Consider the following 26259-nt stretch of genomic DNA (forward strand, 5'->3'; position numbering starts at 1 on the left):
CTGCAGTCAACAGCAGGCGTTGACCGGCAGGTCAGGCGGCGCGGCGATTGATCTCGGCCAGCACACCCACGATCGCGTCCGCATCGCCATCGCCGAACGTTCCTTCCAGCCCTTCATGGTGCAGGCTGGTGAACGGCGGCTCGTAGAGCTGGCCGGGGTCCATCACACCGGTGCGCGTGAGGCGGTCGATCACCATCTCCACGAAGCGGATCTGCCGGCTGCTGTAACGACTCTCGTCCAGAAACTGGCCGAAAGCTTCCTTGGCGGCGTTTCGATCCAGCCCGACCAGCGAACGGATGAACAAGGTAAGCGGCTTGTCGTTGCCGTAGCATTGTTCAAAGCGCGTGCGGCTTTCCACCGGATCGGATTCGTAGACGAAGCGCTCCAGCTCGCGCAGGTCCGTCGGCGTCAACGGCTTGTTGTGCTTGAGCTTGGCAATGGCAACGTGACTTTCGTTGGCGCGGATATACGCCTCGACCTTCTTCTTGTACTGGGCGAGGTTGATGCCGGTGCTGAAATCCTTGAGGACGACTTCCTTCGCCTCGCCGATCTCGTCGGTCAGCACGCTGTAGACGGGTTTGATCGACTGGCGCTCGATGAACTGGATCAAGCCGCGCAGCTTGCGGCGCACCTGCTCGATCATCGGCAGCGTGATGTCCTTCCAGAATTCCTCGCCCTGCACTTCCTGGATCAAGGCCAGCTCCGCGCGCACGGCGGGAATGGTGTCTTTGGTTTCCAGCTCGCTGGCCAGCTCGATGATGCGGTCGCGATAGCTCACGAAATCCGAGGTGGAGCGCACCAGCGCCAGCTGCAGGTTCACGCAGATCAGGTCGAACAGTTTGGCGGTGATGTGCTCGGGCTCGCGTTCACTGGGCAGGCCGGCCACGTGCGCGCGCAGGTCGCCCAGGGCGGAATCGTCCAGCGCCACCCACTGTTCGCGATCGCCGAAGCGCACCACATGCTCGCGTTCGGTGCGCACGATGAAGTTGTCCAGGTTCATCGCGGCTACTTCGCCGTGCAGTGCGTCGGTCAGCTCGTCGCGCAGGAACACCAATTTGTCGTAGCTCGCCGGATGCTCGGCCAGCGGCTGGGCGTCGGGCTGTGCATCGCGCGGCAGCAGCGACAGCAGATCCAGTCGCGCCTTGAACAAGCGCTTGCCCAGCGGCTCGGCCATGCCGCCCAGTGCGCCGCGCGGGTTCTCATTGAAATATTCGAAGTTGGCGCAGAAGTCGAAGATGTAGAACTCGCCCTTGTCCACGCCCGGCGCGAACAGGTCCGGGCACAGCCGCGTGCCCCGGCCGATCATCTGCAGGAACTTCACCTTCGAACGCACGGCCTTGAAAAACACCAGGTTCAGCACCTGCGGCACGTCGATGCCGGTGTCGAGCATGTCTACCGAAATGGCGATCTGCGGCAGCTTGTCCAGCTTGCTGCTGAAGTCGTCGATCAGGCTCTGCGCGTAGTTCACCGTGTGGGTGATCACGCGGGCGAACTCGCCGTGGTAATGCGGGTAATGGTGGTTGAAGCGCTTGGCGATGAACTCGGCGTGTTTCTGGTTCACCGCGAAGATGATCGTCTTGCCCAGCTTGTCGCCACCCTCGACCTTGAGTCCGTTCTCCATCAGATGCCGCAGCATCAGGTCGACAGTGCTTTCGTTGAAAAGCTGCTTGTTGACCTCCGACGCATGCACCTCGGCCGGCGCCGTGGACTCCTCGCCTTCACCGGCACGGTCGCCCCAGTCCAGCGATTCCCAGTGCTGCTTTTCCTCGTCGCTCAGCTCGCTGTAGCGGATGCCTTCGCGCACGAACTTGATCGGCACCGAATGCGATTTCGGCGGCACCAGGAAACCATCGGCGACCGCCTCATCCAGTCCGTAAGCGTCGGTCGGTACGCCAGTTTCCAGGCCAAACAGATGGTAGGTATCGCGATCCACTTCATCGCGCGGGGTGGCGGTGAGGCCGACGAGATAACTGTCGAAGTAACGGAAGATCGCGCCATACTTCTGGTAAACGCTGCGGTGCGCCTCGTCGATGATGATCAGGTCGAAATGGCCGACGCCGTAGCGGCGCTGGTCACCATCCATCTGGTCGATCAGGCCCATCATGGTCGGGTAGGTCGACAGGTAGACCCTCCCCTGCCCGTGCTTGTCGGTCACCAGGTTCACCGGGCTGGCATCGGGCAGATGCTCCTTGAACGCGCCGGTGGCCTGATTCACCAGCGCCACGCGATCAGCCAGAAACAGCACGCGCTTGACCCAGTTCGCGCGCATCAACAATTCCACCAGCGCAATCGACATGCGCGTCTTGCCGGTGCCGGTGGCCATGGTCAGCAGGCCGGCGCGGCGACCTTCAGCCAGCGCCTCGGCCATGGCGCGGATGGCGCGGTGCTGGTAACTGCGCTCGACGATGCGGGTATTGATCGGCAGCGTCCGCGGGTCGGTCTGCATGCTGCGCCGCTGGATCGCCAGTTCCAGTTCGTCGCGCGAGTAGAAGCCCTGCACCTCGCGCGGCGGCGCGCGGCGGTCGTCCCACAGCCAGGTATGGTTACCGTTGGTGTAGAAGATCAGCGGGCGCCGGCCCTTTTCGGCTTCCAGGCAATCGGCATACAGCTTCGCCTGCTGCTGGCCGACGTCAGGATCTTTCAGGCTGCGCTTGGCCTCGACCACCGCCAGCGGCTGACCATCCCTGCCCCACAGCACGTAGTCGACAAAGCCTTCGCCCCTGGCGTTGGGCATGCCGGTCACCGGCACCTCGACCGAAGCGTTCTTGCCCAGTTCCCAGCCGGCCTCGCGCAACATCACGTCGATGAAGAAGCGGCGGGTATCCTCTTCGTCGTAGTCGTGTGTGTCCAACATGGCGAGGTTGGCTGCTTTGGCTTGAGCCAATTCAGCTCGCACCGCAGCGAGCTCCGCATTCACCTCGGCCAGGAGCGCCTCCCGCTCGCTCAGCGTGGCAGCCTGTTCCGCGATGGCTGCTTCGCGTGCTTCCAGGGTGGCGTGCTGCGCCTCGATCTGTTGCTGGAACTTCGCTTCCTGCTTCTTCAGCTCGTCGCGGGTCAGCTCAATCGCTTCGTCCGCACGCACGAGCTTCGGCACGCGCTTCTCGTCGAACGTGGCCTCGATGGATTTGGGGTCGCTGGCGCGCGTATACGTGCGCGCCAACCAGAACAGCACGTGGAACAGTTCGCGCACCAGCCGCAGCGCATCCAGGTGGCCAATCGGCTGGCTCGCATGCACCGCCTGGTTGCCGAAGCGCTGGATCAACCGCATCTTCTGCAGCACGGGCGGCGGCGGCAGTTGCTCGAAGTCGCGGTCGGTCAGCAGCGCGTTGAGATTGCGGTCATACGGCATCCGCAGATCGCGGTCGTGCTCGTACAGCCAGTGCACCGCCTGCTCCAGCGCGTGCCGCGTGCGCATCACACAAGCGCGCGGATCGGAATAGACCAGTTGCTCCGCGCCTTTCGCCGGCTCGACGAGCGGTTTGAATTCGGGGAGGAGGAACTGGAAGTTGGTCATGGCTCAGAGCGTTCCTGCGAAGGCTCGTTGTTGCGAGGAGGCAAATAGTGCATCAAGTGTTGTGGCATGACGCCGAAGATGGCCACGTTGACGTTCGGTCGCATCAGAGAAAGCTGCAAACTTTTGTTGCAAGGCAATAGGAGGAATGAGCAACTCAAATCCTTTCAGGATGCCAAGATTCAGATTCTCTTGGTTGCCCCCTCTAGATTCACCGCGTAAGCGTTCATAACTCCATTTTAGGTATTGAAAAAGATAAGTCGGGTTGACCGAAGCTCCTGTTTGTATGCCAGCGCAGGCTTGGTTCATCGCTGCAGGAATACACAGCAGAGCACATTTTCCACGAGTTGTCCCTTGACCATACAGGGCGACAATGACCGTATTAACGGGAAAGACCTTCAGACGCGCCACCTTCTGACCCAGCATCGAGACGTGCTCACCCGTTTCGTCAATTCGCCCCCAGTCCACCTCCGTAGACTTGACCCAAGGGATTTCACCGCCGAAATGCTCTTCAATCTGCCTTGAGGGTGTAGACCCGCTCCCCACTTCGCACTCACTAGCGATTGTGGAGACTCGCCAGTTCTTTGGGTTTCCAACAGGATCGCCGAACATTTCCAGGAACACCGACTGCAGCAGCTGATCGAGCTTGGCGATGGCTTCGCGGCGCTTGGCGCGCAGTGCGTCGGCCTTGTCCAGGATCGCCGCGATGCGGCGTTGTTCGGGTAGCGGTGGTACCGGAATCTTCAACGCCAGACACCGACCAATATCCATGTTGGATATGTTCGTTGTCTGGCGACCGCAGTTGCGTGCATTGCTCTGGGTGTCTGGTGAACTGAACCAGTGATAGAGATAACGTGGATCAACCTTGCTTTGATCGCCCCTCAATGCCGCAATGAAGCCGCCAGCTGCCGCAGCGTATTTCAGCGGCGGCACCCAACAACACTTTCCTACCAGGTTCCAACTATTGGCCGTAGAAACCAACAAGTCGCCCTCGCGCAACATCTTGTCGTCATTTTTAACGAGACCGCGTGGGATCGAAAGAAGGCTGGATTCGTCCAATGTCTTCTGAATGTTTGCGGTTCGCATACAGACGATCGAACCTTCAGAGAAGTTCTCCATGAGGTCGGCGGGCTTGTAGGTCACTCCCCGGATGAAATCTGCTACATCGCCGAGTGCAACGGTCGGGGCACTCACTTCAACATCCCCTCCAACTCCTCCATCCCCCGCACGATCTCCGCCTCCAGCACCTTCAGCTCGCCCAGAATCTTCCGCGGCGACTCATGCTGCACTTCCTCATACACCACCTGCTTGTACCGATTGATCGACAAGTCGTAGTCGTTGCCGGCGATCTCCGCCTTCGGCACCAGGAAGCTCTGCTCGGTACGCGCCCGCTTCTTCTCGGCACCTCGATGCTGCCAGCGCCGCAGCACGTCCGGCAGGTTGTTGCTGTCGTGCTTGTCGGCATCCAGCGGGTTGCGCTTGTCGTCCAGCGAATAGCTGTCCGCCTGCATGTCGTAGAACCACACGTTATCCGTGCCGCCGGAGTTGGTCTTGGTGAACAGCAGGATGGCGGTGGACACGCCGGCATACGGTCGGAACACGCCCGAGGGCATGGAGACGATGCCGTCCAGCTTGTGCTCCTCCACCAGCATGCGGCGTAGCGCCTTGTGCGCCTTGGATGAGCCGAACAGCACGCCGTCCGGCACGATCACGGCGGCGCGGCCACCGGCTTTCAACAGGCGCAGGAACAGCGCCAGGAACAGCAGCTCGGTCTTTTTGGTCTTGACGATGGCCTGCAGATCCTTGGCTGTGCTCTCGTAATCCAGCGAGCCGGCGAACGGCGGATTGGCCAGGATCAGGCTGAACTGGCCTTCGACGTTGGCGTGGCCTTCGCTCAAGCTGTCGCGATTCTCGATGGCCGGGTCTTCCACGCCGTGCAGCAGCATGTTCATCGAGCCGACACGCAGCATGGTGCTGTCGAAGTCGAAGCCGTGGAAGGTGTCGTGGTTGAAGCGCTTCGCGCTTTTCTTGTCCGCGTAGATCTCATCGCTGTGATGTGCGTTGAGGTACTCGCTGGCCGCCACCAGGAAGCCCGCCGTGCCGCAGGCCGGGTCGCAGATGATGTCGGACGGCTTGGGCGCCATCATGTCCACCATCAGCTTGATGATATGGCGCGGCGTGCGGAACTGGCCGTTCTGCCCGGCGCTGGCGATCTTGCCCAGCATGTATTCGTAGAGGTCGCCCTTGGTGTCGCGATCGTCCATCGGGATGGCGTCGAGCATATCCACCACCTTGGCCAGCAGCGCCGGCGTGGGGATGGTGAAGCGCGCGTCCTTCATGTGGGCCGCGTAGGTGGATTCGCCGCCGTGCCCGCCTAGCTTCTTGATGAAGGGAAACACCTCCTCGGACACGATGTGATACAGCAGGCCCGGGTCGCCCAGATCCTTGAACTGCGACCAGCGCAGCTTCTGCTGACGGCTGTTGAAGATCGGGTTCTCGACCGGCTGCTTGATGCGATGGGCCTTCTTCTCCTTGACCGTCTGCATCTCATCCAGCCGCTTGATGAAAAGCAGGTAGGTCATCTGCTCGATGACCTCCATCGGGTTGGAAATGCCGCCGCTCCAGAATGCGTTCCAGATCTGGTCGACCTGGGATTTGATGGTGCCTGTGATCACGTTCTTCTACTGCCTGATTTGATTATTTGAATTGCACCGTGAGGCAATGACAGAGAGAGCTATTCCTCGCCCGCCAGGAACCAGACCGGCTTGAGGGGCAACCTGCGTCGCGCGCTGTCCTCGAGCTTGCCGTAGTGGCTGGTCCAAAGTTCGACAAGTTTGGTGGTGTCCAGCAATGAAAGCCGACGGTGCGACTGTCTGGCCTCCAGCTCGGCATCTTTGGTGAAGCCCGAGAGAGCCACGAATAGGCCTACGTCATCGTCACCCAGCACAGCCATGAAGCTGCGTAGCCCCGTGACGTCGATCTTCGGCGAGTTGGCGTTGCGCTTGACCTGCACCTTGATGCGTGGCGGCTTGGTGCCCAACGGGTCGTTGTAGGCGATGACATCCACGCCGCCATCCTTACCGGGTGGTGCGATCCAGGCCACGTAGTAGCCCATGGCGGTCAGCAATTCGCCTACTAGTTCCTGGAAATCGTAGGGCGGCATTTCCGCCAGATAGTCCTCGATCTCTTTCCAGGCCATTTCCTCGGCTTGTTCCAAGGTGATGACCGCCGACTTTTCGGCCGCAGCGTCGGTAGCTTCGTCTTCGGTGGTTGCCGGCTGCGCCTTCCGCCACTTCCAGTAGAGCTTTTCCGCAGCCCGATAGAAGCTCTCTTCGTCAGTAATGGCGAGAAACGCCGCCTTACCCTCGTCAGTCGCGGTCCATACACCCTTGTGCTTGGTCAGCCAGCCTGCCTTGACGCAAGTCACGGTGCCAAATCGCACGATGCGCTCGAAGCGGCGGCCACCAGAGTCGTAGTCGCCTGCCTCGTAATCGGTGAGCTGGATGCGCTTCTCGAGCGCACTCAGCGCGTCGACGGCCCGGATACCGTCCGGATGTTCGAGTAGCACTTGGAAGAGATTCCGAATGAGATGGCCTGCCCTAGCCTTACCTATATGCGCCACGCTTTTCTCCCCAACTTTCCGCAATGATCCCGCGACTTTACGTCGTGTGGGGGCGCGGCTCAAACGCCGTGAAGTATTGGGCGCACTCTGTGGGCTTTCGCTTGCGCGTTAGAGGTCTTTCAACGTGATGCCAGGACGTGACGTTCACTTGCCCCAGCCAATTCATGCATCCACTCCACCGTCGCATCGAGCACCTTGGCTGCCGGTACGTGGCGCGCGGAAAAAATTTCCGCCAGCGCCTGGTAGTAGCCGAGCGTGCCCTCGCGGCCGCCGGTGAAGCGGTCGAACACGCGGGTGCCGACTTCGGGATGTTCGAGGTCCTGCACGATGGCGCGGGCGTTGTGCAGCTTGTCGCAGGCGCTGACCAGCAGGGTCTGATCCGACGCGGCTTTCAGGTGCGCGAGGTAGGCGAGCTTGCGGCGGGTCCAGTCACGACGCTTGGCTTCGGGATCGGTGTGGCTGGCCTTGCCTTCGGCGGTGCCGTCGGTGCAATCCTTGACGATGTCGGCCACGGCGTCGCCGAACTGGGCGCGGATCACCACCTCGTGCGCGGCGCCGCAATCCTCCAGCGTGTCGTGCAACAGGCCGGCGATGGCCTGGTCCTCGCTGCCGCCGAACTCGATCACCAGGCTGGCCACGCCGAGCAGGTGGTAGAGGTATGGGATATTCGAGCCCTTGCGCACCTGCGCGGCGTGCGCGATGCGGGCGTAGTCGACGGCGCGGCTGAAGCGGTCGGTGAGTACGGTCATAGTGTTTCCCCTGGTGGGTTTACTGCTCCCATGATGACTGCGAACTGTCGCAGTCGCGAAACCGCTTCCTGAACGGCCCCAAAAAAAGCCCCGCAACGCGGGGCTCCTTCCTTGCAACGATGACGAACCTCGATCAGGCGAACGGATCATCCAGGCTGATCGTGTCGTCGCGATCCGCACCGGTGGCGACCAGGGCCAGCTTGCAGCCCGACAGTTCCTCGACCGCACGCAGGTACGCACGCGCCGCGGGCGGCAGCTTGTTCCATTCGCGGATGCCGGCGGTGGATTCCTGCCAGCCGGGGAATTCCAGGTAGACCGGCTTGCACTCGTCCCAGCCGTCGGCGTCGAGCGGGGCCAGTTCGCGGCGCTTGCCCCGGTATTCGTAGGCGATGCAGACCTTGATGGTTTCCAGGCCGTCGAGCACGTCGAGCTTGGTGATGGCCAGGCCATTGATGCCGTTGATCTGGGTGGCGCGCTTCAGCGCGACCAGGTCGATCCAGCCGCAGCGGCGCGGACGGCCGGTGCTGGCGCCGAATTCGTTGCCGACCTTGCGCAGGCGCTCGCCCATTTCGTCGTGCAGCTCGGTGGGGAACGGGCCGCTGCCGACGCGGGTGGCGTAGGCCTTGCAGATGCCCAGCACGTAGTCGATGTCGCGGGCACCCACGCCGGTGCCGGCCAGCGCACCGCCGATGGTGGTGTTGGACGAGGTGACGTAGGGATAGGTGCCGTGGTCGATGTCGAGCAGCGCGCCCTGGGCGCCTTCGTACAGGATGTTGCCGCCTTCGGCGCGCACGTCGTGCAGGATGGTGGCGACGTCGTCGACCAGCGGGCGGATGTATTCGCCCCAGGCCAGCGCGTCGTCGAGAACCTTCTGGTAGTCGACCGGCTCGACCTTCAGCCACTGGGTGAGGATGAAGTTGTGGTAGTCGACCGCGGTCTTGATCAGCGCCGGCAGCTCGTGCGGGTACATCAGGTCGGCCACGCGCACGCTGCGGCGGGCGACCTTGTCCTCGTAGGCCGGACCGATGCCGCGGCCGGTGGTGCCGATGGCCTTGCCGCCGGCGGCGATCTCGCGCGCCTTATCCACCGCGATGTGGTACGGCATGATCAGCGGCGTGGCCGGGCTGATCTTGAGGCGCGAGCGCACTTCGACGCCGTTGGCCTCGAGCTCGGCGATCTCGCTGATCAGCGCCTCGGGGGACAGCACCACGCCGTTGCCGATCAGGCACAGCGCGTCGTCGCGCAGGATGCCCGAGGGGATCAGGTGCAGCACGGTCTTCTTGCCCTTGATCACCAGCGTGTGGCCGGCGTTGTGGCCGCCCTGGAAGCGCGCCACCGCACTGACCCGCTCGGTCAGCAGGTCGACGATCTTGCCCTTGCCTTCGTCGCCCCACTGGGCTCCGAGGATGACTACTGACTTGCCCATTGCATTACTCCGGGAGGTTTCGATCAGGTTTTGCGCCGCCGGGATGGGGCTGCGCGTATCAATGAAAAATCTGCAGCAGCACCAGTCCGGCCACCATCACGCCAGCGCCGATCAGACGCAAGCTGCGCGGCGGCAGTTTCAGCGCCTCGCGCATCATTGCCTGCCAGCCGCGCGGCGCCGCGAACAGCATGAGTCCCTCGATCACCAGCACCAGGCACAACGCGGCACCCAGCTGGCGCATCGGCCGCGACTCAGCGCTTGGAGCTGGACTGTTCGAAGTAACGCAGGAACTCGTCGTCGGGCTTCAGGATCATCACGCCCTTGCCGTCCTCGAACGAACTGCGGTACGCCGACAGGCTGCGATAGAAGCTGAAGAACTCCGGATCCTGGTTGTAGGCCTGCGCATAGATGGTGGCCGCCTGGGCGTCACCTTCGCCGCGGATCTTGGCCGCGTCGCGCTGGGCGTCGGCGCGCAGCACCTGGCCCTGGCGGTCGGCGTCGGCCTGGATCGTCTCGGCCGATTCCTGGCCGGTGAAGCGCAGTTCGTTGGCCAGCTGCAGGCGCTCGGCACGCATGCGCTTGTACACCGATTCGCTGACCTCGTTGGGCAGGTCGATGCGCTTGATGCGCACGTCGACCACGGCGATGCCGAGGTTCTTGCGCGCCGACGCGTCGGTCTGTGCGCGCACGCGTTCGGTGATGTCCTTGCGGCCGCCGGAGATCAGGTCGGGCAAGGTGCGGGCGTTGAACTCGAAGCGCAGCGCGTCCTTCACGATCGGGGTCAGCCGCTGCGCGGCCTGCAGCTGGTCGCCGCCGGTGGCGCGGTAGTAGGCGGCGTTGTCGGCGACGCGCCACTTCACGTAGAAGTCGACGTTGACACTCTTCTTCTCGGAGGTGAAGTAACGCTCCGGCGGCGCGTCCAGCGACAGGATGCGCTTGTCGAAGTTCATCACCTGCTGGATCACCGGCAGCTTGAAATGCAGGCCGGGCTGGTAGTCGGTGCGCACGATGCGACCGAACTGCAGCAACAGGGCGCTGTGCCCTTCGCTGACCACGAACATGCTGTTGATGCCCAGCAGGGCGACCAGCACGGCGAGGACGATGGAGCCGATCTTCATCATGGCTGCGCTCCCTTGCTGGCCGCATCGCTGCTGGCGGGCGCGACCACCGTGCCCACCACCGCCGATTCGGGCGAGGTGGTCGTGGCGCTGCCCTGCAGCGTCGGCAGGTTGATGATGTTGCGACCGCCGGAGCCGTCGATCACCTTCGGGTTCTTCGCCATCACCTGTTCCATCGTTTCCAGCCACAGCCGCTTGCGGGTCACTTCCGGCGCGGCCTTGTATTCCTTCAGCAGCAGGTCGAAGCGTGCCGCGTCACCCTGGGCGCGGGCGATGCGCTCGGCCTTGTAGCCGGCCGCTTCGGCCGCGATGCGGGCGGCGTCGCCGCGGGCCACCGGGACCACCTTGCTGGCGTAGGCCAGGGCGCCGTTCTCGATGCTCTGCTTGTCTTCGCGGGCGTTGTTGACGTCGTCGAAGGCGTCCTTCACCTCGTTCGGCGGCGCCACGTTCTGGAAGCTGACCTCGGTGACGCGCAGGCCGGAGTCGTAGCCGTCCAGCGTTTTCTGCAGCGCCTGCTGCGCCTGGGTGACCAGGCTGGCGCCGGCGGCGGACAGGATCTGGTCCATGTCGCTGCCGCCGATCACCGAACGCACGGCGGCCTCGGCCGCGGCGCTGATGGTGCCGTCGGGGTCGTTCAGCGAGAACAGGTATTTGCGCGAGTCGTCCACCTGGTACTGCACGGTGAAGTCGATCGTGATGATGTTCTCGTCGCGGGTCAGCATGGCCACCTTGTCGGTGACCGAGCGGATGCGGGTGGCCTCGACCTTGTTCACCGACTCGATCGGCTGCGGCAGCTTCAGGTGGAAGCCCGGCGCCAGGGTGCGCGAATACTGGCCGAACCGCAGCACCACGCCCTGCTGGCGCGCGCCGATGATGGTGTAGCTGCTGAACAGCAGGCCGACCACCAGCAGCACCACGATGCCGGTGAGGATGCTGCCCGGCCCCTGCCCCATCTTGCCGACGCGGTTCCTGGCCTTGTTCAGCAGGTCATCCACCGGCGACTTGCCGCCCTGGCGGTTTCTGTTCCACGGATCTTTTTGCCCGTTGTTGCCGGGTTCATTCCATGCCACGAGTCAGTCTCCTTTGGGGACGTCCGGGGGCCGGCAACCACGGTCGAAACACGTGTTGCACCGGGTTGCATTGAGATTCAGCCGAGGCTGTCGAAAGTCCTGTGCGAGCCGCCTTTCGCGGCCGCGCAAACATCGGGGATTCTATCAGAGCGCGCCCGCCGCCGCGCGCCGGGAACGGGGTCATTCCGCCACGGCCAGCAGTTCCTGCAGCAGTTTTGCCTCGGCCGGATCGCCGCCGCCAAGCGGGGCGATGACACTGCGCGGGGCGTCGATGTGCAACTGCCAGCCATGTTCGTCGATCGACTCGCCGCTGATGGCGCCCGCCGCCTTGAGCCGCGCATGCAGGCGCCCGGCTGACAGCGGCAGGTGCAGCGGCGAGCGTACCCGCTCGCCGCCCAGCAGCTCGCCCAGCGCCTGGCGCAGCAGGTCGAGGCCGACACCGGTGGCGGCGGACAGCCAGACCCGCACCGGCTTGCCGGTGGCGTCGCGTTCGATCCGCGGCTCGGCGCCGGCCAGGTCGATCTTGTTCATCACCCGCAGTTGCGGCACGTCACCGGCGTCGATTTCCTCCAGCACGTTGTCGACCACCCGATGCAGCCGCTCACGCTCCTCGTCGGCGGCGTCGCTGACGTGCAGCAGCAGGTCGGCATCGCGGGCCTCGGCCAGGGTGGCGCGGAAGGCGGCGACCAGGTCATGCGGCAGTTCGCGGATGAAGCCCACCGTGTCCGCGATCACCGCGGGACCGCAGCTGAGATCCTCCAGCTTGCGCACGGTGGGATCCAGGGTGGCGAACAGCAGGTCGGCGGCGAACACGTCACCAGTGGTCAGCGCGTTGAACAGGGTCGACTTGCCGGCGTTGGTGTAGCCGACCAGGGCCACCCGCGGCACCGTGTTGCGCAGACGCGCACGGCGCTGCTGGCCGCGCTGGACCTGGACCTTTTCCAGGCGTTTGGTGAGCTGCTTGACCCGCTCGCCGAGCAGGCGGCGGTCGGTTTCCAGCTGGGTTTCGCCGGGACCGCGGTTGCCGATGGCGCCGCCGCGCTGGGCGTCCAGGTGGGTCCAGCCGCGTACCAGCCGGGTGGCCAGGTGCTTGAGTTGGGCCAGTTCCACTTCCAGCTTGCCCTCGTGCGAACGGGCGCGCTGGGCAAAGATGTCGAGGATCAGCCCGGCGCGATCGACCACGCGCACGCCCAGGTGCTTTTCGAGGTTGCGTTCCTGCACCGGGGTCAGCAGGTGATCGACCAGCACCAGGTCGGCGTCCAGCGCACGCGCCGCCTCGGCGACCTCGTTGGCCTTGCCGCTGCCGATGTAGTAACGGGGGTTGGGATCTTCGACGCGGGCGCTGATCACGGCGAGCACCTCGGCGCCGGCGGACTTCACCAGTTCGGCGAACTCCTCCGCACGGCGTGCCGTGTCGCCCTCGCCACGCGAATGCGGCAGGACGAGGACGGCACGATCGCCTTTCTTTTGACGGTCAAACACGAGTGGGCGTGATCCTTCGGGAGCAAACCTTCTTCATGCGGGCTGACCGCCGCTGTATCAAGCGTCGGCGTCGGCGCCGCCCGAGGCATCTGCCGGATGGTCGTGGCCATCGTGGCCGTCATGACCATTGCCGATGCGCACGTTGCGACTGGGCACCACGGTGGAGATGGCGTGCTTGTAGACCATCTGGCTGACCTGGTTGCGCAGCAGCACCACGAACTGATCGAACGACTCGACGGTCCCCTGCAGCTTGATGCCATTGACCAGGTAGATGGCCACCGGCACCCGTTCGCGCCGCAAAGCATTCAAAAATGGATCCTGCAACGATTGCCCCTTGGACATTTCTTGTTCTCCCCTTGCACCAAACAGACCGGAGAAAAAACGCCAGTGGCGCCCCGGCCCAACATGACTCGATGTTAACTGCTTTCAAATGCTTGATGAAAGAAGATTTTTGCGCCCCGCAAGTGCGTGGCGTCACATTGGCGGCACGGGCTCTGCCGGGGGAGAGACAAACAGCTGCACTGCGCCGGCAACGCGCGTCGCCAGGCCGGCCTGATCGGGCTCGAACAGGCGTGCGCCGTGATCGCTGCGCAGCCAGGTGATCTGGCGCTTGGCCAGCTGGCGGGTGGCGAAGATGGCCCGATCGCGGAACTCCGCGGCATCGCTGCGGCCATCCAGGTGTTCCCACGCCTGCCGATAGCCGACGGCGCGGATCGCCGGCAGGTCGGCATCGAGATCGCGCCGTGCACGCAACGCGCGCACCTCGTCGAGGAAGCCTTCGGCCAGCATGGCGTCGAACCGCTGCGCGATGCGCTGGTGCAGCAGCTGGCGGTCGGCCGGCAGCAGCGCGATCTTCAGCACCCGCCACGGGAACACCGCGCCCGCCCCGCCCCGCTGCAACTCGGACAATGGACGGCCGGTCAGCTCGAACACTTCCAGCGCACGCTGCAGGCGCTGGGTGTCGTTGCTGTCGATGCGGCTTGCCGCGACCGGATCGACCTGGGCCAACCGCGCATGCAGCGCCGGCCAGCCGGACCGCGCTGCCTCGGCGCCCAGCCGCGCCCGCGTGGCCGGATCGGCCTCGGGCAGGTCGGACAGGCCGAGCTGCAAGGCGCGGAAATACAACCCGGTGCCGCCGACCAGCAGGGGCACCCGGCCCCGCGCGCTGATCCGCTCCATCACCGGCACCGCATCGGCACAAAAATCCGCGGCCGAGTACGGCTGCGCAGGATCACGGATGTCGACCAGCGCGTGGGGATAACGTGCCAGCGTCGCCGGATCGGGCTTGGCCGTGCCGATATCCATGCCGCGGTAGACCAGGGCCGAATCGACACTGACCAGGTCCAGCGGGAAACGCTCGCTCAATTCGCACGCCAGCGCGGTCTTGCCCGAGGCGGTGGGGCCCATCAGGAAGATGGCGAGGGGACGGTGATCGAAGGGCATGGCGCTAGTTTAGAGGCTGCCGCAACGCAAAAGGCCCGCGTCGACGACGCGGGCCCGGTACTTGCGCGAACCAGCGCGTTACTTCGCCGGCACGCCCATTTCCTTCAGCAGGTTGTCGGCGTGGTCGAGGTGATGCATCACCCACAGCATGTAGCGCCCGTCGACCTGGATCGAGCGGTTGAGCTCGGGATTGAACAGCCAGTCACCGCTCACCGATTCCCAGTTGCCGTCGAACGCGAGGCCGACCAGCTGGCCATTCGCGTCCATCGCCGGCGAACCTGAGTTGCCGCCGGTGATGTCCAGGTCGGCCAGGAAGTTGACCGGCAGCGTGCCCAGCTTCGGCGACGCATAGCTGTCGAACGCCCTGGCCTTGATCGCATCGAGTTCGGCCTTCGGCGCATCGAACGGTTCGGCACCGGTGTACTTCTCGACGATGCCCTGGGCGGTGGTGAACGGCGCGTAGCTGACGCCATCACGCGGCGCCACGCCCTGCACGTTGCCGAAGGTGACGCGCAGCGAGCTGTTCGCATCCGGGTAGACCGGCAGCTTCTGCGAATCCTTCCAGGCGATCATCGCCTGCATGTAGCGCGGGCGCAGCTTGCTCATCTCGCCGTCGCGGGCGTCGCCTTCGTCTTCCAGCTGCTTCAGCTGCGGCTGCACCGCGCGGGCGAGCTTGAGCATGCTGTCGCTGCTGGCGTCGATCGCCTTGCTGTCGGCAGCGAACCACTTCATGCGCTCGTCGACGTTGCCGAGCTTGCTGCCGGCATACAGCGCGGCAACTTTCTGCTTGAGCTGGACTTCGGTCTTTGCACCATCCAGCCACGCATCGAGCGCGGGCAGACGCTGCGCCTGCGGCAAGGCCACGTAACGCGCGAGGCCGTAGACCATGAACTGCTGGTCGACGCCCGGATCGAAGCGGCGATCCATCTGCTTCAGGCCGCCTTCGATGCGCACCCAGTCGCGTTGCTGGTAACCGGCATCGCGTTCGAGGTCGGCCTTCGGCCGCTCCTTCGCCAGATGGGTCAGGCGCACCGCCGTGCTGAACATCGACGCGCGGGTCACCAGGCCGATGGCCAGGTCGCGATCGCGGGTGGCCTGGTTGGCGGCGATCTGCTGGCGCAGCTTGCCGATGTCCGCCGCCAGCGCGGCGTTTTCCGCGCCGCCCTGCTGCTTCAACCAGGCTTCCAGTGCCACTTCCTGGGTACGCTTGACCTCGACCGCGTCGGCACGACGCAGGCCTTCGAGCTGGCCGCCGAAGTTCTTCAGGTAGTTGTTGAGGCCGGCAACCATGCTGGCGTATTTCACCGCCACCTTCGGGTCAGCCTTGCCGGCGGTGTTGATGATGTTCAGCGTGTCCTCGTAGACCTTGATCTGGGTCGGGTACATCCAGTCGATCGAACTCTGCACCTCGTCGGCGAGGCGGTAGCGGTTGGTGCGGCCGGGGTAGCCGACCACCATCACGTAGTCGCCTGCTTCCACGCCCTGCGGGTTCACCTTGAGCACATGCTTGGGCTGATACGGCACGTTGTCCTTCGAGAAGGCGGCCGACTTGCCGTCCTTCGAGACGTAGGCGCGCAGGTAGCCGAAGTCGCCGGTGTGGCGCGGCCACATCCAGTTGTCGACGTCGCCGCCGAACTTGCCGATGGAATCCGGCGGCGCGTAGACCAGGCGCACATCCTTGATCTCCAGTTGCTTGATCAACTGGTAGCTGTAGCCGCCATGGAAGGTGTAGACGTCGCAGCGATAGCCCTCGCTCTCGCAGGCCTTGACCTGTTCCTTGATCGCCAGCTCGATCGCCTTGTAGCGCTCGGCGCCGCTCATGTCGTCCGTGAGTTTGGCGGTGATCGCCTTGGTGACGTCGCGGATTTCCTCGGTGACGAAGATGCGCGAGGTCGGGCCGGCGGAGAGTTCTTCAGCCTTCGTCTTCGCCAGGAAACCCTTCTCGATCAGATTGTTCTCCGGCGTGGAGTTCAGCTGCAGCGCGCCGTAGACACAGTGGTGATTGCTCACCACCAGACCTTCAGGCGACACGAACGAGGCGGTGCAGCCGCCCAGACTCACGATCGCGCCCATCGGGTAGGCGGTCAGGTCGGTCAGGCTGGCCGGATCCAGCTTCAGCCCATGCTGTTTCAGGGTGGCGGCGATTTTCGGCAACTGGGCGGGCTGCCACATGCCTTCGACGGCATGGGCGGTACCGGCGAGACCGGCGGTCAGCGCGGCAGCAAGCAGGACACGACGCATGGAGCACTCCTTGGGAAAATCGGAAAAGTGGGCCGAATCGCATTTTCTTGCGATCTGGCCGACCTTTATGCCGCAAACCCACCGTTCACCGGTAGTGACTTTCGGCAGGGTGGGACCGCCTGCCACAGCCGGTCCCTTGGTGCCGCCATCTTCGGCGCCGGCTTCGATCAATCTATAATTGCCGCTTCCCTGCCCGCCGCGCGGGCCAACCGATGGATTCCCCATGTCGCAGACGATGAAAGCCCTGGTCAAGCGCAAGCCCGAACAGGGCATCTGGATGGAAGAGGTGCCGATGCCCGTGGTCGGCCCGAACGAAGTGCTGATCAAGATCGAGAAAACCGCGATCTGCGGCACCGACCTGCACATCTACAAGTGGGACGAGTGGAGCCAGCGCACGATCAAGCCCGGCCTCACCATCGGCCACGAGTTTGTGGGGCGCATCGTGGAGATCGGCCCGGGCGTGACCGGCTACAAGATCGGTGACCGCGTTTCGGCCGAAGGCCACATCGTCTGCGGCCACTGCCGCAACTGCCGCGCCGGCCGCCAGCACCTGTGCCCGAACACCATCGGCATCGGCGTGAACCGCAACGGCGCGTTCGCTGAGTACATGACCATGCCGGCCTCGAACCTGTGGCCGATCCCGGACCAGATCCCGTCCGAGCTGGCCGCGTTCTTCGACCCCTATGGCAACGCCGCACACTGCGCGCTGGAATTCGACATGATCGGCGAGGACGTGCTGATCACCGGCGCCGGCCCGATCGGCATCATCGCCGCCGGCATCGCCAAGCACATCGGCGCGCGCAACGTGGTGGTCACCGACGTCAACGACTACCGCCTGAAGCTGGCCGCCGACATGGGCGCCACCCGCGTGGTCAACGTCACCAACCAGTCGCTCAAGGACGTGATGAAGGACCTGCACATGGAGGGCTTCGACGTGGGCCTGGAAATGAGCGGCAACCCGCGCGCGTTCAACGACATGCTCGAATGCATGTACCACGGCGGCAAGGTCGCCATGCTCGGCATCATGCCGCGCGGCGCCGGCATCGACTGGGACAAGGTGATCTTCAAGGGCCTCACCCTGCAAGGCATCTATGGCCGGCGCATGTACGAGACCTGGTACAAGATGACCCAGATGGTGCTGACCGGCTTCCCGCTGCAGAAGGTGCTGACCCACCAGATCCACATCGACGATTTCCAGAAGGGCTTCGACCTGATGGACGCCGGCACCTGCGGCAAGGTCGTCTGTTCCTGGCATTGAGCCATGAGGCGGCAGCCGCTCGTCAGCTCCCGGATTGACCGCTCGCGACCGGCCGCAAGGTCGCGGGCGGTGTCCCCGCGTTAAGCGCGGTCGCGGTAGATTCGTCATCAGCCCACCTGCACCCCATGCAGGGCGGGTTGAATCAACCATTCAGCGTTTCCAGGGAGTCGGTATGTCCGGGTCGAGCTTGTCGCGGCTGCGCGCCTCCTTGCGTGCAGCCGGGGATTCCGCACGAACGCGTGCACGGCAGCTGGGGCGCTCGCCCCGCGCCCGCCGTATCGCAGCCATCCTCGCGTCCGTGCTGCTGGTCTACGCCCTGCTCGGCTTCCTTGCCGCTCCGCCGCTGCTGCGCAACTACCTGCAGAACCACTCCGCGGAGATGCTGGGACGGCCGCTGAGTCTCGGCCAGGTGCGTTTCAATCCGTTCACGCTGAACCTGCGGGTCGGCAAGCTGCACCTGCCCGAGGCGGACGGCCAGACGCCCTTCGTCGACATCGACCAACTCACGCTCAACGCCTCGTGGAGCTCGCTGTTCCGGCTGGCTCCGGTGCTGGACGAACTGCGGCTCGATCAGCCGCGGATCGCCATCACGCGAGGCAAGGACCAGCGGTTCAACTTCAGCGACCTGGTCGAGCGCTTCACCGCGAAGCCGGCGTCGCCGGACAGCAAGCCGACGCGTTTCTCGATCTCCAACATCAGCGTCCACGGCGGCGACATCCGCTTCGACGACCGCCTGCTGGGCGCGCAGCACCACATCGAGAAGCTCGAACTGGGCATCCCGTTCCTGGCCAACCTGCCCAGCTCCACCGACATCTTCGTGCAGCCGCTGCTGGCCATGACGGTGGACGGCAGCGCGTTGCGCATCGACGGCCAGACCAAGCCGTTCGCCAGCAACCGCGAGTCGACCATCGGCTTCCAGCTCGACCGGCTCGACCTGCCGCGCTACCTGGGCTACGTACCGGCGGCGATGCCGGTGGCGATTCCCAAGGGCCTGCTCAGCGGCAGGCTGTCCCTGCACTTCGTGCAGACGCAGCCGATGCCGCAGCTGCAGCTCACCGGCAACCTGCAACTGGATGATTTCACGCTCGACAGCAGCCGCGGTGAGCCCATCGCCAGGCTGGAACACGGCAACATCGAACTGACCGACGTGCAACCGCTGGCCTCGCGCTACCACCTCGGCGCGATGCAACTGGAACGCGCCGCGTTGTTCTACACCCAGCGTGCCGGCGGCCACAGCAACTTCGATACGCTGATGCCATCTGCGGCCAGAAACGATGACAACAAGACCGATGACAAGGCGCCGCCGACCGACCTGCGCATCAGCGCACTCACGCTGCAGGACAGCGCGCTCACCTACGCCGACGCCAGCCAGGCCAAGCTGCAGCTGATCCGGCTGCACGGCAGCCTGCTCGGCCTGGGCACGCTCGCCGGGCCGGCTGCCAAACTCGACTTGGCCAGCCAGCTCGCCGGCGGCAGCCTCAGCGCGCGTGGCGATGTCGACCTCGCCGCCAGCCACTATGCCGGCACACTCGAACTGAAAAAGGTGTCGCTCGTGCCGCTGCAGGCGCTGGTCGCATCCGCCACGGCGGCGCGCATCGCGAAAGGCAAGCTCGACGCCAGCGGCCAGCTGCGACTGGACTGGGGCAAGGCATTCAACCTGCACATCGAACCGGCCCAACTCGGCATCAGCGACTTCGCGCTGGAGCCGCGGGCCAGGGGGCTGGCTGCACTGGTGGCGTGGCGCAAACTGGATGCCGGCATCACCCGGCTCGACCTGGCCACCCGCAACGCACAACTGGGCAAGGTCACGGCGAACGGTCTGCAGGTCGACGCCGTGCGCGAGCGCGACGACCGGATCAACCTGATCAGCCTGTTCGCCGGCAAACATCCCGTACCTGCCGGCGGTGACGAAGGTCCGGCCTGGCGCTGGAGCATCGCCCATCTTGGCGTCGAACAGGGTTCGCTGCGCCTCACCGATCGCAGCATCGATGGCGCCAGGCCGGCATCGCTGCTCATCGAGGCACTCAACGGCAATGTCGAAGCGCTCAGCAACAAGCTCGACCAGCCGCGTCGAGTCAAGCTCGAAGGCCGTATCGGCAAGGGCAGCTTCGCCACCGCAGGCACGCTGCAACCGCTGCCCGCGGTAGCCGACCTGCAGCTGACCACCAGGCGACTGGACATCGCCAGCTTCGTGCCCTACGCCAGCGTGCCGCTGAATGTGGATGTCACCAGCGCCCGACTCAGCAGCGACGGCAAGCTGCATTACGACGGCCGCCGGTCCGAGCCACGCTTCGACTACGCGGGCGACGCCGCGTTCGAGCGCGTGCGCATGCAGGACAAAGTCACCGGCGACGACTTCATGCGCTGGCGTTCGCTGCGCGGCTCGCGCATCGACTTGCGCTACGGCAGCGGTACGCCGCGCGTGCATCTGGGCGCTCTGGTGCTGGATGCGTTCTACGCGCGCGTCATCGTCAACAGCAACGGACGCCTGAACCTGTCCGACGTGATCGCCAACGGCGAACAGGCGCCGGTATCGGTGACCCGCGCCGCGAACACCACGCCGGCGGCGCCGCAGCCGGCGGCCAGCGCACCCACGGCGCCCGCCGCCGACATCCGCATCGGCGAGGTCACCCTGGCCAATGGCCAGCTCAACTACACCGACAACTTCATCAGGCCGAACTACACCGCCAACCTCACCAGCCTCAGCGGCAGGATCGGCGCGTTCGGCACCACCGCCGGCGAACCGCCCGCCGAACTCGTGGCGCAGGCGAAACTGGACGATGCCTCGCCGGTGGACATCAGCGGCAGCATCAACCCGCTGCTGCCGGTGGCCTTCCTCGACATCAAGGGCAAGGCGACCGACGTCGAGCTGACCCGGCTCAGCGCCTATTCCGGCAAGTACACCGGCTACCCCATCAGCAAGGGCCGGCTGACTGCCGACGTGCACTACCTGCTGGACCAGGGCAAGCTCAATGCAGACAACCACCTTTTCATCACCCAGCTGACCTTCGGCGAGCGCTCGAACAGCCCCGGCGTGTCGCACCTGCCGGTGAAGCTGGCGGTGGCCCTGCTGAAGGATACCCAGGGCAATATCGACGTGAACGTGCCGGTGTCCGGCTCGCTGGACGATCCGCAGTTCAGCCTCGGCGGCATGATCATGCGCGCGTTCGGCAACCTTATCGCCAAGGCGGCCACCGCGCCGTTTCGCCTGCTTGCCTCGGCGTTCGGCGGCAGCCACGAGGATCTCGGCTACGTCGAGTTTGCACCGGGTTCCGCGGTGCTGGATGGACCCGCCAAGGATCGCCTCGGACAAATCGTGCAGATGCTCAACCGCAAGCCCGCGCTCACCCTGGACATCAGCGGCCGCGTGGATCCGTCGCTGGACGAAGCCGGCTTGCGCAAGGTGACCGTGGATGACCAGATCCGCCGCGAGAAGCTGGCCAAGGAGTCGGGCGACAAGATCGCCACGGACGCCTCGGCAGCGGCGCTGGCCGAGGTGACGGTGACGCCGGATGAACACGAGCGCTATCTCCGGCGCGCCTACCGACACGCCGACTTCGAGAAACCCAAGAACGTCCTCGGCCTCAGCAAGTCGCTGGAGCCGGAGGAGATGCGCAGCCTGCTGGAAACCCACGTGAACACGGACGCCGCCGCGATGCGCGCGCTGGCCGAGCGCCGCGCCGCCGCCGTGCAGGAGTGGCTGCATGGCAAGCTGGACGACAAGCGGGTCGCGATCAAGCCGCCCAAGCTCGATGCAAAGGGCATCGACGACAAGGGCAAGACCACTCGCGCGGATTTCGGCCTGCATTGATCGCCGCGCAGTACATACGCATGCGCAGCGATCGCCTGGCGCCCTACAATGGCGCTTTGTCCAACGGCCGGAATTCCCCATGAGCTACTCAGCCAAGGCACGCTACGCCAGCGAACTCGACTCCATCCGCGAGCAGGGCCTGTTCAAGGCCGAACGCATCATCACCTCGCCGCAATCCGCCGAGATCGAGCTGGAAGGCGGCCGCAAGGTGCTGAACTTCTGCGCCAACAACTACCTGGGCCTGGCCGATCACCCCGAGGTGATCCAGGCCGCCAAGGACGCGCTGGATACGCACGGCTTCGGCATGGCCAGCGTGCGCTTCATCTGCGGCACCCAGGATCTGCACAAGCAGCTGGAAGCGAAGATCGCGGCGTTCTTCGGCACCGAGGACACCATCCTCTACGCCGCCTGCTTCGACGCCAACGGCGGCCTGTTCGAACCGCTGCTGGGCGAGGAAGACGCGGTGATCTCGGATGCGCTCAACCACGCCTCGATCATCGACGGCATCCGCCTGTGCAAGGCCAAGCGCTTCCGCTATGCCAACAGCGACATGGCCGACCTGGAGAAGCAGCTGCAGGCCGCCGACGCGGCCGGCGCGCGCACCAAGCTGATCACCACCGACGGTTCGTTCTCGATGGACGGCTTCATCGCCAGGCTCGACGAGATCACCGCGCTGGCCGCGAAATACGATGCGATGGTGCACATCGACGAATGCCATTGCACCGGCTTCCTCGGCGACACCGGCCGCGGCGCGGCCGAGGTCAACGGCGTGATGGACAGGATCGACATCTTCACCGGCACCCTGGGCAAGGCGCTGGGTGGCGCCCTGGGCGGCTTCACCACCGGCCGCAAGGAAGTGATCGAGCTGCTGCGCCAGCGCTCGCGTCCCTACCTGTTTTCCAACTCGCTGCCGCCGCACGTGGTCGCCGCCGCGATCAAGGTATTCGACATGCTGGCCAGCGCCGGCGACCTGCGCGAGCAGCTCAAGGAGAACACCCGCTACTTCCGCGAGCAGATGACCGCGGCGGGCTTCGACATCAAGCCCGGCGTGCACCCGATCGTGCCGGTGATGATCTACGACGCACCGAAGGCCCAGGCGATGGCCACGGCCTTGCTGGAGGAAGGCATCTACGTCACCGGTTTTTTCTACCCTGTTGTGCCGCAGGGCCAGGCGCGCATCCGCACGCAGATGAGCGCGGCGCATACCCGCGAGCACCTCGACCGGGCGATTGCCGCGTTCACCAGGGTGGGACGAAAGCTCGGCGTGATCGCCGGCTGATCGGTTCCGGGCGCAGGCCGGGGGCGTCCGCCGCGGGCGGTGCCCTATGACTTCGTGACGAGGGCTCGCACTTCGTCCTGGTCGAGTCGCCGCCACTGGCCTTTCGCCAACTCGCCCAGGACAAGTGGGCCAATCGCCACCCGGATCAGTCTCAGGACGTCGAAACCCAGGGCAGCCAGCAACCGGCGGATATGCCGGTTGCGTCCTTCGTCCAGCACCACTTCCAGCCACGCATTCTTGTCGCCCACGCGCAGAAGCGTGGCCTTGCGCGCCTTCAGCCGATCACCCGCATCCTCGACGCCGGCCAGCATCGCCTGCAGCGCCGCGGCGTCAGGTTGACCGGCCACCTGCACGTGGTAGGTCTTCTCCAGATGCGTCGCCGGGTCGGTGATGCCCGCGGCCCAGGTCGTGTCGTTGCTCAGCAGCAGCAAGCCTTCGCTGGCCTTGTCCAGACGACCGACCGACCCCAGCCACGGCAGGCCGGCTGCAGCCAGGGCGGTATAGACCGTCGCCCTGCCATGTTCGTCGGCCGCACTGACCACGATGCCGCGCGGCTTGTTGAACGCCACGTAGACGCTTTCACTTCGCTGCACCGGCTGGCCATCGACCGCCAGACGATGGCGGTCGATCAGGGTGGGCTGATAGGGATCGCGAACCACGCGGCCATCCACGCTGACCCGACCGGCGCGAATCCACTGCTCGGCCTGGCTGCGCGAACAGGCACCCAGTTTGGACAGCACACGAGCCAGACCATGCCGCGGTGACTGCGCGGATGCCCCCGAAGGTGCACGAGAAGAGGAAGGGGAATGGCGCATCGCGCTAGCGTACAGGCCAGCACCTTCGCGCCACAACAAAGGGCCGCTCTACCGCATCACCGTGAGAAAAGCCTGCGTGCGGTGAAACGGATGTCGGCTATTCCAATCCTGTTCCCTTGGTGCCGATGGCGATCGGCATGTTCACGAGCCAGCAAGAAACTCGCCAACCTACGCGGCGTCCGAAACCTCGAACGATTCCAGCGCGTACCTTGTTGCCAGGTATAGCCCCACCACCCCGACCTCAGTGCTGCCGGTAGCTCGTACCGCGGCGACCAACTCGCGGTCACTACAGCTGAAGCACCCGCACCAGTGGGCACGACTCAGTCGATCACGAAGATTTATCCGCTCGCTCACGATCGCCCTCACGCTGTGGCGCCCGTCCAGTTGCTCTGCATCTTCTGGTAGTTGGCCAGGGGCACGGTCGCACCGGCGCCGTGCATTTCCACTCGCGTGGTGAGGCCCGAATCCAGGTGTTCTGCGCGAGCCGCGTCCCTCGCCCGCTTGATGGCCGGGCCGAGGTGAAGGCCATCCTCGAGCACGATGCCCATGTAGGAAACGCTCCATAACCCGTTCTCGCTTTGCTTGACGGTGTAGACGATCATGCCGGGCGCTCCTGCAAGGGAAGTCGCCCCGCTCATCGGTCCGCGCTGACAGAGGGCAGTCTGGGCCGACTCACGGGGCCCGGACAGCTTGAATGCACCGTCTTGCGTGTTGCATCGGTAAATGACGTGGAAAGGTGTAGGCAATGACCTACTGAACTCCGACACTCAGGATCATTGATTCTCCAAAGATCATTGCCGCCATGTGCCTCAGCCGCACACGGGGCATGCCGAGCTCGCCCTCTTTGCATTGCCCTGCCGGCACGCAGGCGACTGCTATGGCTACCTGCAGGTCGTATTCGGACGATCAGGCACAAAAAAACCCGCCAAGTAGCGGGTTTCGTTGTGTTTTTCGGACTCTATGGGACGTCCTGAAACAGTGTAATGGTGCCCAAGAGGGGACTCGAACCCCTACGACTTGCGTCGCTACCACCTCAAGGTAGTGCGTCTACCAGTTCCGCCACCTGGGCAGGTGTGTTGCTTAGTGCTTGACCGGCGGCTCGGTGGCTGCCGGCACCTCGCCCTGACCCTGGGTCGGAGCGGGGGTTGCCGCCGGCGGAGCTGCCGGTACGGCGTTGCTGGTTGAAGCAGGTACGGCTGCCGGAACTTCCGAGCCCGCGGCAGGCTTGGCCGGGGCCGCGTTGGTGGCTGCCGGCTGCTCGGACAGCGACGACATCACGCCAAGATCCTGCGCCTTGGCCTTGGGTGCGCCGTTGTCATTCAGATACACGCCCATGGCCAGGCTGAGCAGGAAGAACAGACCTGCAAGCACGCCCGTGGCACGGGTCAGGAACGTGGACGAACCGCGCGCGCCGAAAACCGTGGCCGAGGCACCGCCGCCGAAACCGGAACCGGCGTCGGCGCCCGCTCCGTTCTGCAGCAGGATCAGCACGATCATCGCCGCTGCGATCAGAATGTAGAACACGCTGAAAATGACGAACATAAGGTTTCTATTGAGCCTGTGACGCCTGATGCGCCGCGGCGCAGATTCCAAGGAAGTCGGATGCAGTCAGGGAGGCCCCACCGATCAGACCCCCATCCACGTCCGCCTGCGCGAACAATTCAGCGGCGTTGGCCGCCTTGACGCTGCCGCCGTAAAGCAGTCGGGTCAGACGGGCAATCATAACATCTTCTTTTTCCAGTTGGCTACGGATGAAGGCGTGCACCTGCTGCGCCTGCTCCGGGCTCGCGGTCCGTCCGGTGCCGATCGCCCAGACCGGTTCATAGGCGATGACCGCGGTGTCGAAACTGGCCACGCCATTGATCGCGAGCACCGCATGCAGCTGGCGTGCGATCACCGCCTCGGTCTCGCCCGCTTCGCGCTGCTCCAGCGTTTCACCCACGCAGAGGATCGGGGTCAGGCCGCCGGCACGGGCCGCGGCAAATTTCTGCGCCACCAGCTCGTCGCTTTCATGGTGGTACTGGCGACGTTCCGAATGGCCGACCAGTACCCATCGCGCGCCGATGTCGGCCAGCATCGCGGCCGACACTTCGCCGGTATACGCGCCCTGCCCCTCGTGTGCGCTGACGTCCTGCGCACCCACCCGCAAGCCGGAGTCGGCCTGCTGCGTGGCCAGCTCGGCCACGTACGGGAACGGCGGAAACACGGCGACATCGATATCGCTCGGCATGTCGGCGGCGATGTCCGCCACGAGAGCCTTGGCCATCGAGCGACTGCCATGCATCTTCCAGTTGCCGGCGACGAATTTCTTGCGCATGGTCTGCTTCTGCTGCGATCAAACCGCAAGCTTACCGATGGGTCGGAGGAACGGCAAACGCACCTGCCACTGGCGTCGCCCGACCCGCGCAGTCAAGAATGACGATCCATCCGCAGG

General features: G+C 64.8%; 21 protein-coding genes and 1 tRNA gene. 3 read left to right on the top strand and 19 right to left on the bottom strand.

Annotated features, from left to right (window positions below; all coding sequences use genetic code 11):
• Positions 1-31: 31 nt before the first annotated feature.
• The 13 genes from AC3A56_RS10315 to AC3A56_RS10375 all read right to left on the bottom strand — a co-directional run bounded on the left by AC3A56_RS10315 (position 32) and on the right by AC3A56_RS10375 (position 16662).
• Entirely contained in the window at positions 32-3514 is a 3483-nt protein-coding gene (locus AC3A56_RS10315) for a DEAD/DEAH box helicase family protein (protein ID WP_487770248.1), read from the bottom strand.
• A 3-nt stretch (positions 3515-3517) separates the two neighbouring features.
• Positions 3518-4705, bottom strand: coding sequence for a restriction endonuclease subunit S (locus AC3A56_RS10320; protein WP_487770249.1), 1188 nt, complete (start codon positions 4703-4705; stop codon positions 3518-3520).
• The gene (locus tag AC3A56_RS10325) at positions 4702-6186 is read right to left on the bottom strand and encodes a type I restriction-modification system subunit M (RefSeq protein ID WP_487770250.1); all 1485 of its coding nucleotides are present in this window, start codon (positions 6184-6186) and stop codon (positions 4702-4704) included. The genes AC3A56_RS10320 and AC3A56_RS10325 overlap by 4 nt, the downstream gene beginning before the upstream one ends.
• 59 nt (positions 6187-6245) lie before the next feature.
• Positions 6246-7133 (bottom strand): restriction endonuclease, encoded by an 888-nt coding sequence (locus AC3A56_RS10330; protein ID WP_487770251.1) that lies wholly within the window; start codon positions 7131-7133, stop codon positions 6246-6248.
• Between the two features lie 119 nt (positions 7134-7252).
• On the bottom strand, positions 7253-7882 hold the full coding sequence (locus AC3A56_RS10335) for an HD domain-containing protein (RefSeq protein WP_487770252.1): 630 nt from the start codon (positions 7880-7882) through the stop codon (positions 7253-7255).
• Between the two features lie 133 nt (positions 7883-8015).
• A complete protein-coding gene (locus AC3A56_RS10340; protein ID WP_056717581.1) occupies positions 8016-9308 on the bottom strand; it encodes an adenylosuccinate synthase in 1293 nt (430 codons plus the stop codon).
• A gap of 58 nt (positions 9309-9366) precedes the next feature.
• Positions 9367-9549, bottom strand: coding sequence for a DUF2065 domain-containing protein (locus tag AC3A56_RS10345; protein WP_487770253.1), 183 nt, complete (start codon positions 9547-9549; stop codon positions 9367-9369).
• Between the two features lie 10 nt (positions 9550-9559).
• A complete protein-coding gene (hflC, locus tag AC3A56_RS10350) occupies positions 9560-10426 on the bottom strand; it encodes a protease modulator HflC (RefSeq protein ID WP_056717583.1) in 867 nt (288 codons plus the stop codon).
• Entirely contained in the window at positions 10426-11496 is a 1071-nt protein-coding gene (gene hflK, locus AC3A56_RS10355) for an FtsH protease activity modulator HflK (protein ID WP_487770254.1), read from the bottom strand. The genes hflC and hflK overlap by 1 nt, the downstream gene beginning before the upstream one ends.
• Positions 11497-11676: 180 nt before the next feature.
• Complete coding sequence (hflX, locus tag AC3A56_RS10360; RefSeq protein ID WP_487770255.1) at positions 11677-12978, bottom strand: ribosome rescue GTPase HflX; 1302 nt, start codon at positions 12976-12978, stop codon at positions 11677-11679.
• Positions 12979-13035: 57 nt separating this feature from the next.
• Positions 13036-13320 (bottom strand): RNA chaperone Hfq, encoded by a 285-nt coding sequence (gene hfq, locus AC3A56_RS10365; protein WP_007809007.1) that lies wholly within the window; start codon positions 13318-13320, stop codon positions 13036-13038.
• A gap of 132 nt (positions 13321-13452) precedes the next feature.
• Positions 13453-14421: a tRNA (adenosine(37)-N6)-dimethylallyltransferase MiaA gene (gene miaA, locus AC3A56_RS10370; protein WP_487770256.1), complete on the bottom strand. Its 969-nt coding sequence runs from the start codon at positions 14419-14421 to the stop codon at positions 13453-13455.
• 78 nt (positions 14422-14499) lie between these two features.
• Entirely contained in the window at positions 14500-16662 is a 2163-nt protein-coding gene (locus tag AC3A56_RS10375) for a S46 family peptidase (RefSeq protein WP_487770257.1), read from the bottom strand.
• Positions 16663-16897: 235 nt separating this feature from the next.
• On the opposite strand from AC3A56_RS10375, the gene tdh reads away from it, so the two are divergent.
• The 3 genes from tdh to kbl all read left to right on the top strand — a co-directional run bounded on the left by tdh (position 16898) and on the right by kbl (position 23010).
• The gene (gene tdh / locus AC3A56_RS10380) at positions 16898-17920 is read left to right on the top strand and encodes an L-threonine 3-dehydrogenase (protein WP_056717611.1); all 1023 of its coding nucleotides are present in this window, start codon (positions 16898-16900) and stop codon (positions 17918-17920) included.
• Positions 17921-18092: 172 nt separating this feature from the next.
• Complete coding sequence (locus AC3A56_RS10385; RefSeq protein ID WP_487770258.1) at positions 18093-21731, top strand: DUF748 domain-containing protein; 3639 nt, start codon at positions 18093-18095, stop codon at positions 21729-21731.
• 79 nt (positions 21732-21810) lie between these two features.
• Complete coding sequence (gene kbl / locus AC3A56_RS10390; protein WP_056717589.1) at positions 21811-23010, top strand: glycine C-acetyltransferase; 1200 nt, start codon at positions 21811-21813, stop codon at positions 23008-23010.
• A gap of 44 nt (positions 23011-23054) precedes the next feature.
• Here the strand turns inward: kbl and AC3A56_RS10395 are convergent, their stop codons facing one another.
• The 6 genes from AC3A56_RS10395 to tpiA all read right to left on the bottom strand — a co-directional run bounded on the left by AC3A56_RS10395 (position 23055) and on the right by tpiA (position 26142).
• Positions 23055-23825 carry a pseudouridine synthase gene (locus AC3A56_RS10395; protein ID WP_487770259.1) on the bottom strand — a complete coding sequence of 257 codons (771 nt, stop codon included), beginning with the start codon at positions 23823-23825 and terminating at the stop codon, positions 23055-23057.
• Between the two features lie 168 nt (positions 23826-23993).
• Entirely contained in the window at positions 23994-24191 is a 198-nt protein-coding gene (locus tag AC3A56_RS10400; protein ID WP_487770260.1) for a DUF3606 domain-containing protein, read from the bottom strand.
• The gene (locus AC3A56_RS10405) at positions 24188-24427 is read right to left on the bottom strand and encodes a hypothetical protein (protein ID WP_056718623.1); all 240 of its coding nucleotides are present in this window, start codon (positions 24425-24427) and stop codon (positions 24188-24190) included. The genes AC3A56_RS10400 and AC3A56_RS10405 overlap by 4 nt, the downstream gene beginning before the upstream one ends.
• Before the next feature lie 382 nt (positions 24428-24809).
• Positions 24810-24894, bottom strand: a tRNA-Leu gene (locus AC3A56_RS10410).
• 11 nt (positions 24895-24905) lie between these two features.
• Positions 24906-25367: a preprotein translocase subunit SecG gene (gene secG / locus AC3A56_RS10415; protein ID WP_056765143.1), complete on the bottom strand. Its 462-nt coding sequence runs from the start codon at positions 25365-25367 to the stop codon at positions 24906-24908.
• 7 nt (positions 25368-25374) lie between these two features.
• On the bottom strand, positions 25375-26142 hold the full coding sequence (gene tpiA / locus AC3A56_RS10420) for a triose-phosphate isomerase (RefSeq protein WP_487770261.1): 768 nt from the start codon (positions 26140-26142) through the stop codon (positions 25375-25377).
• Positions 26143-26259 lie beyond the last annotated feature (117 nt).

The organism is Rhodanobacter sp. Soil_C_14 (assembly GCF_057657335.1).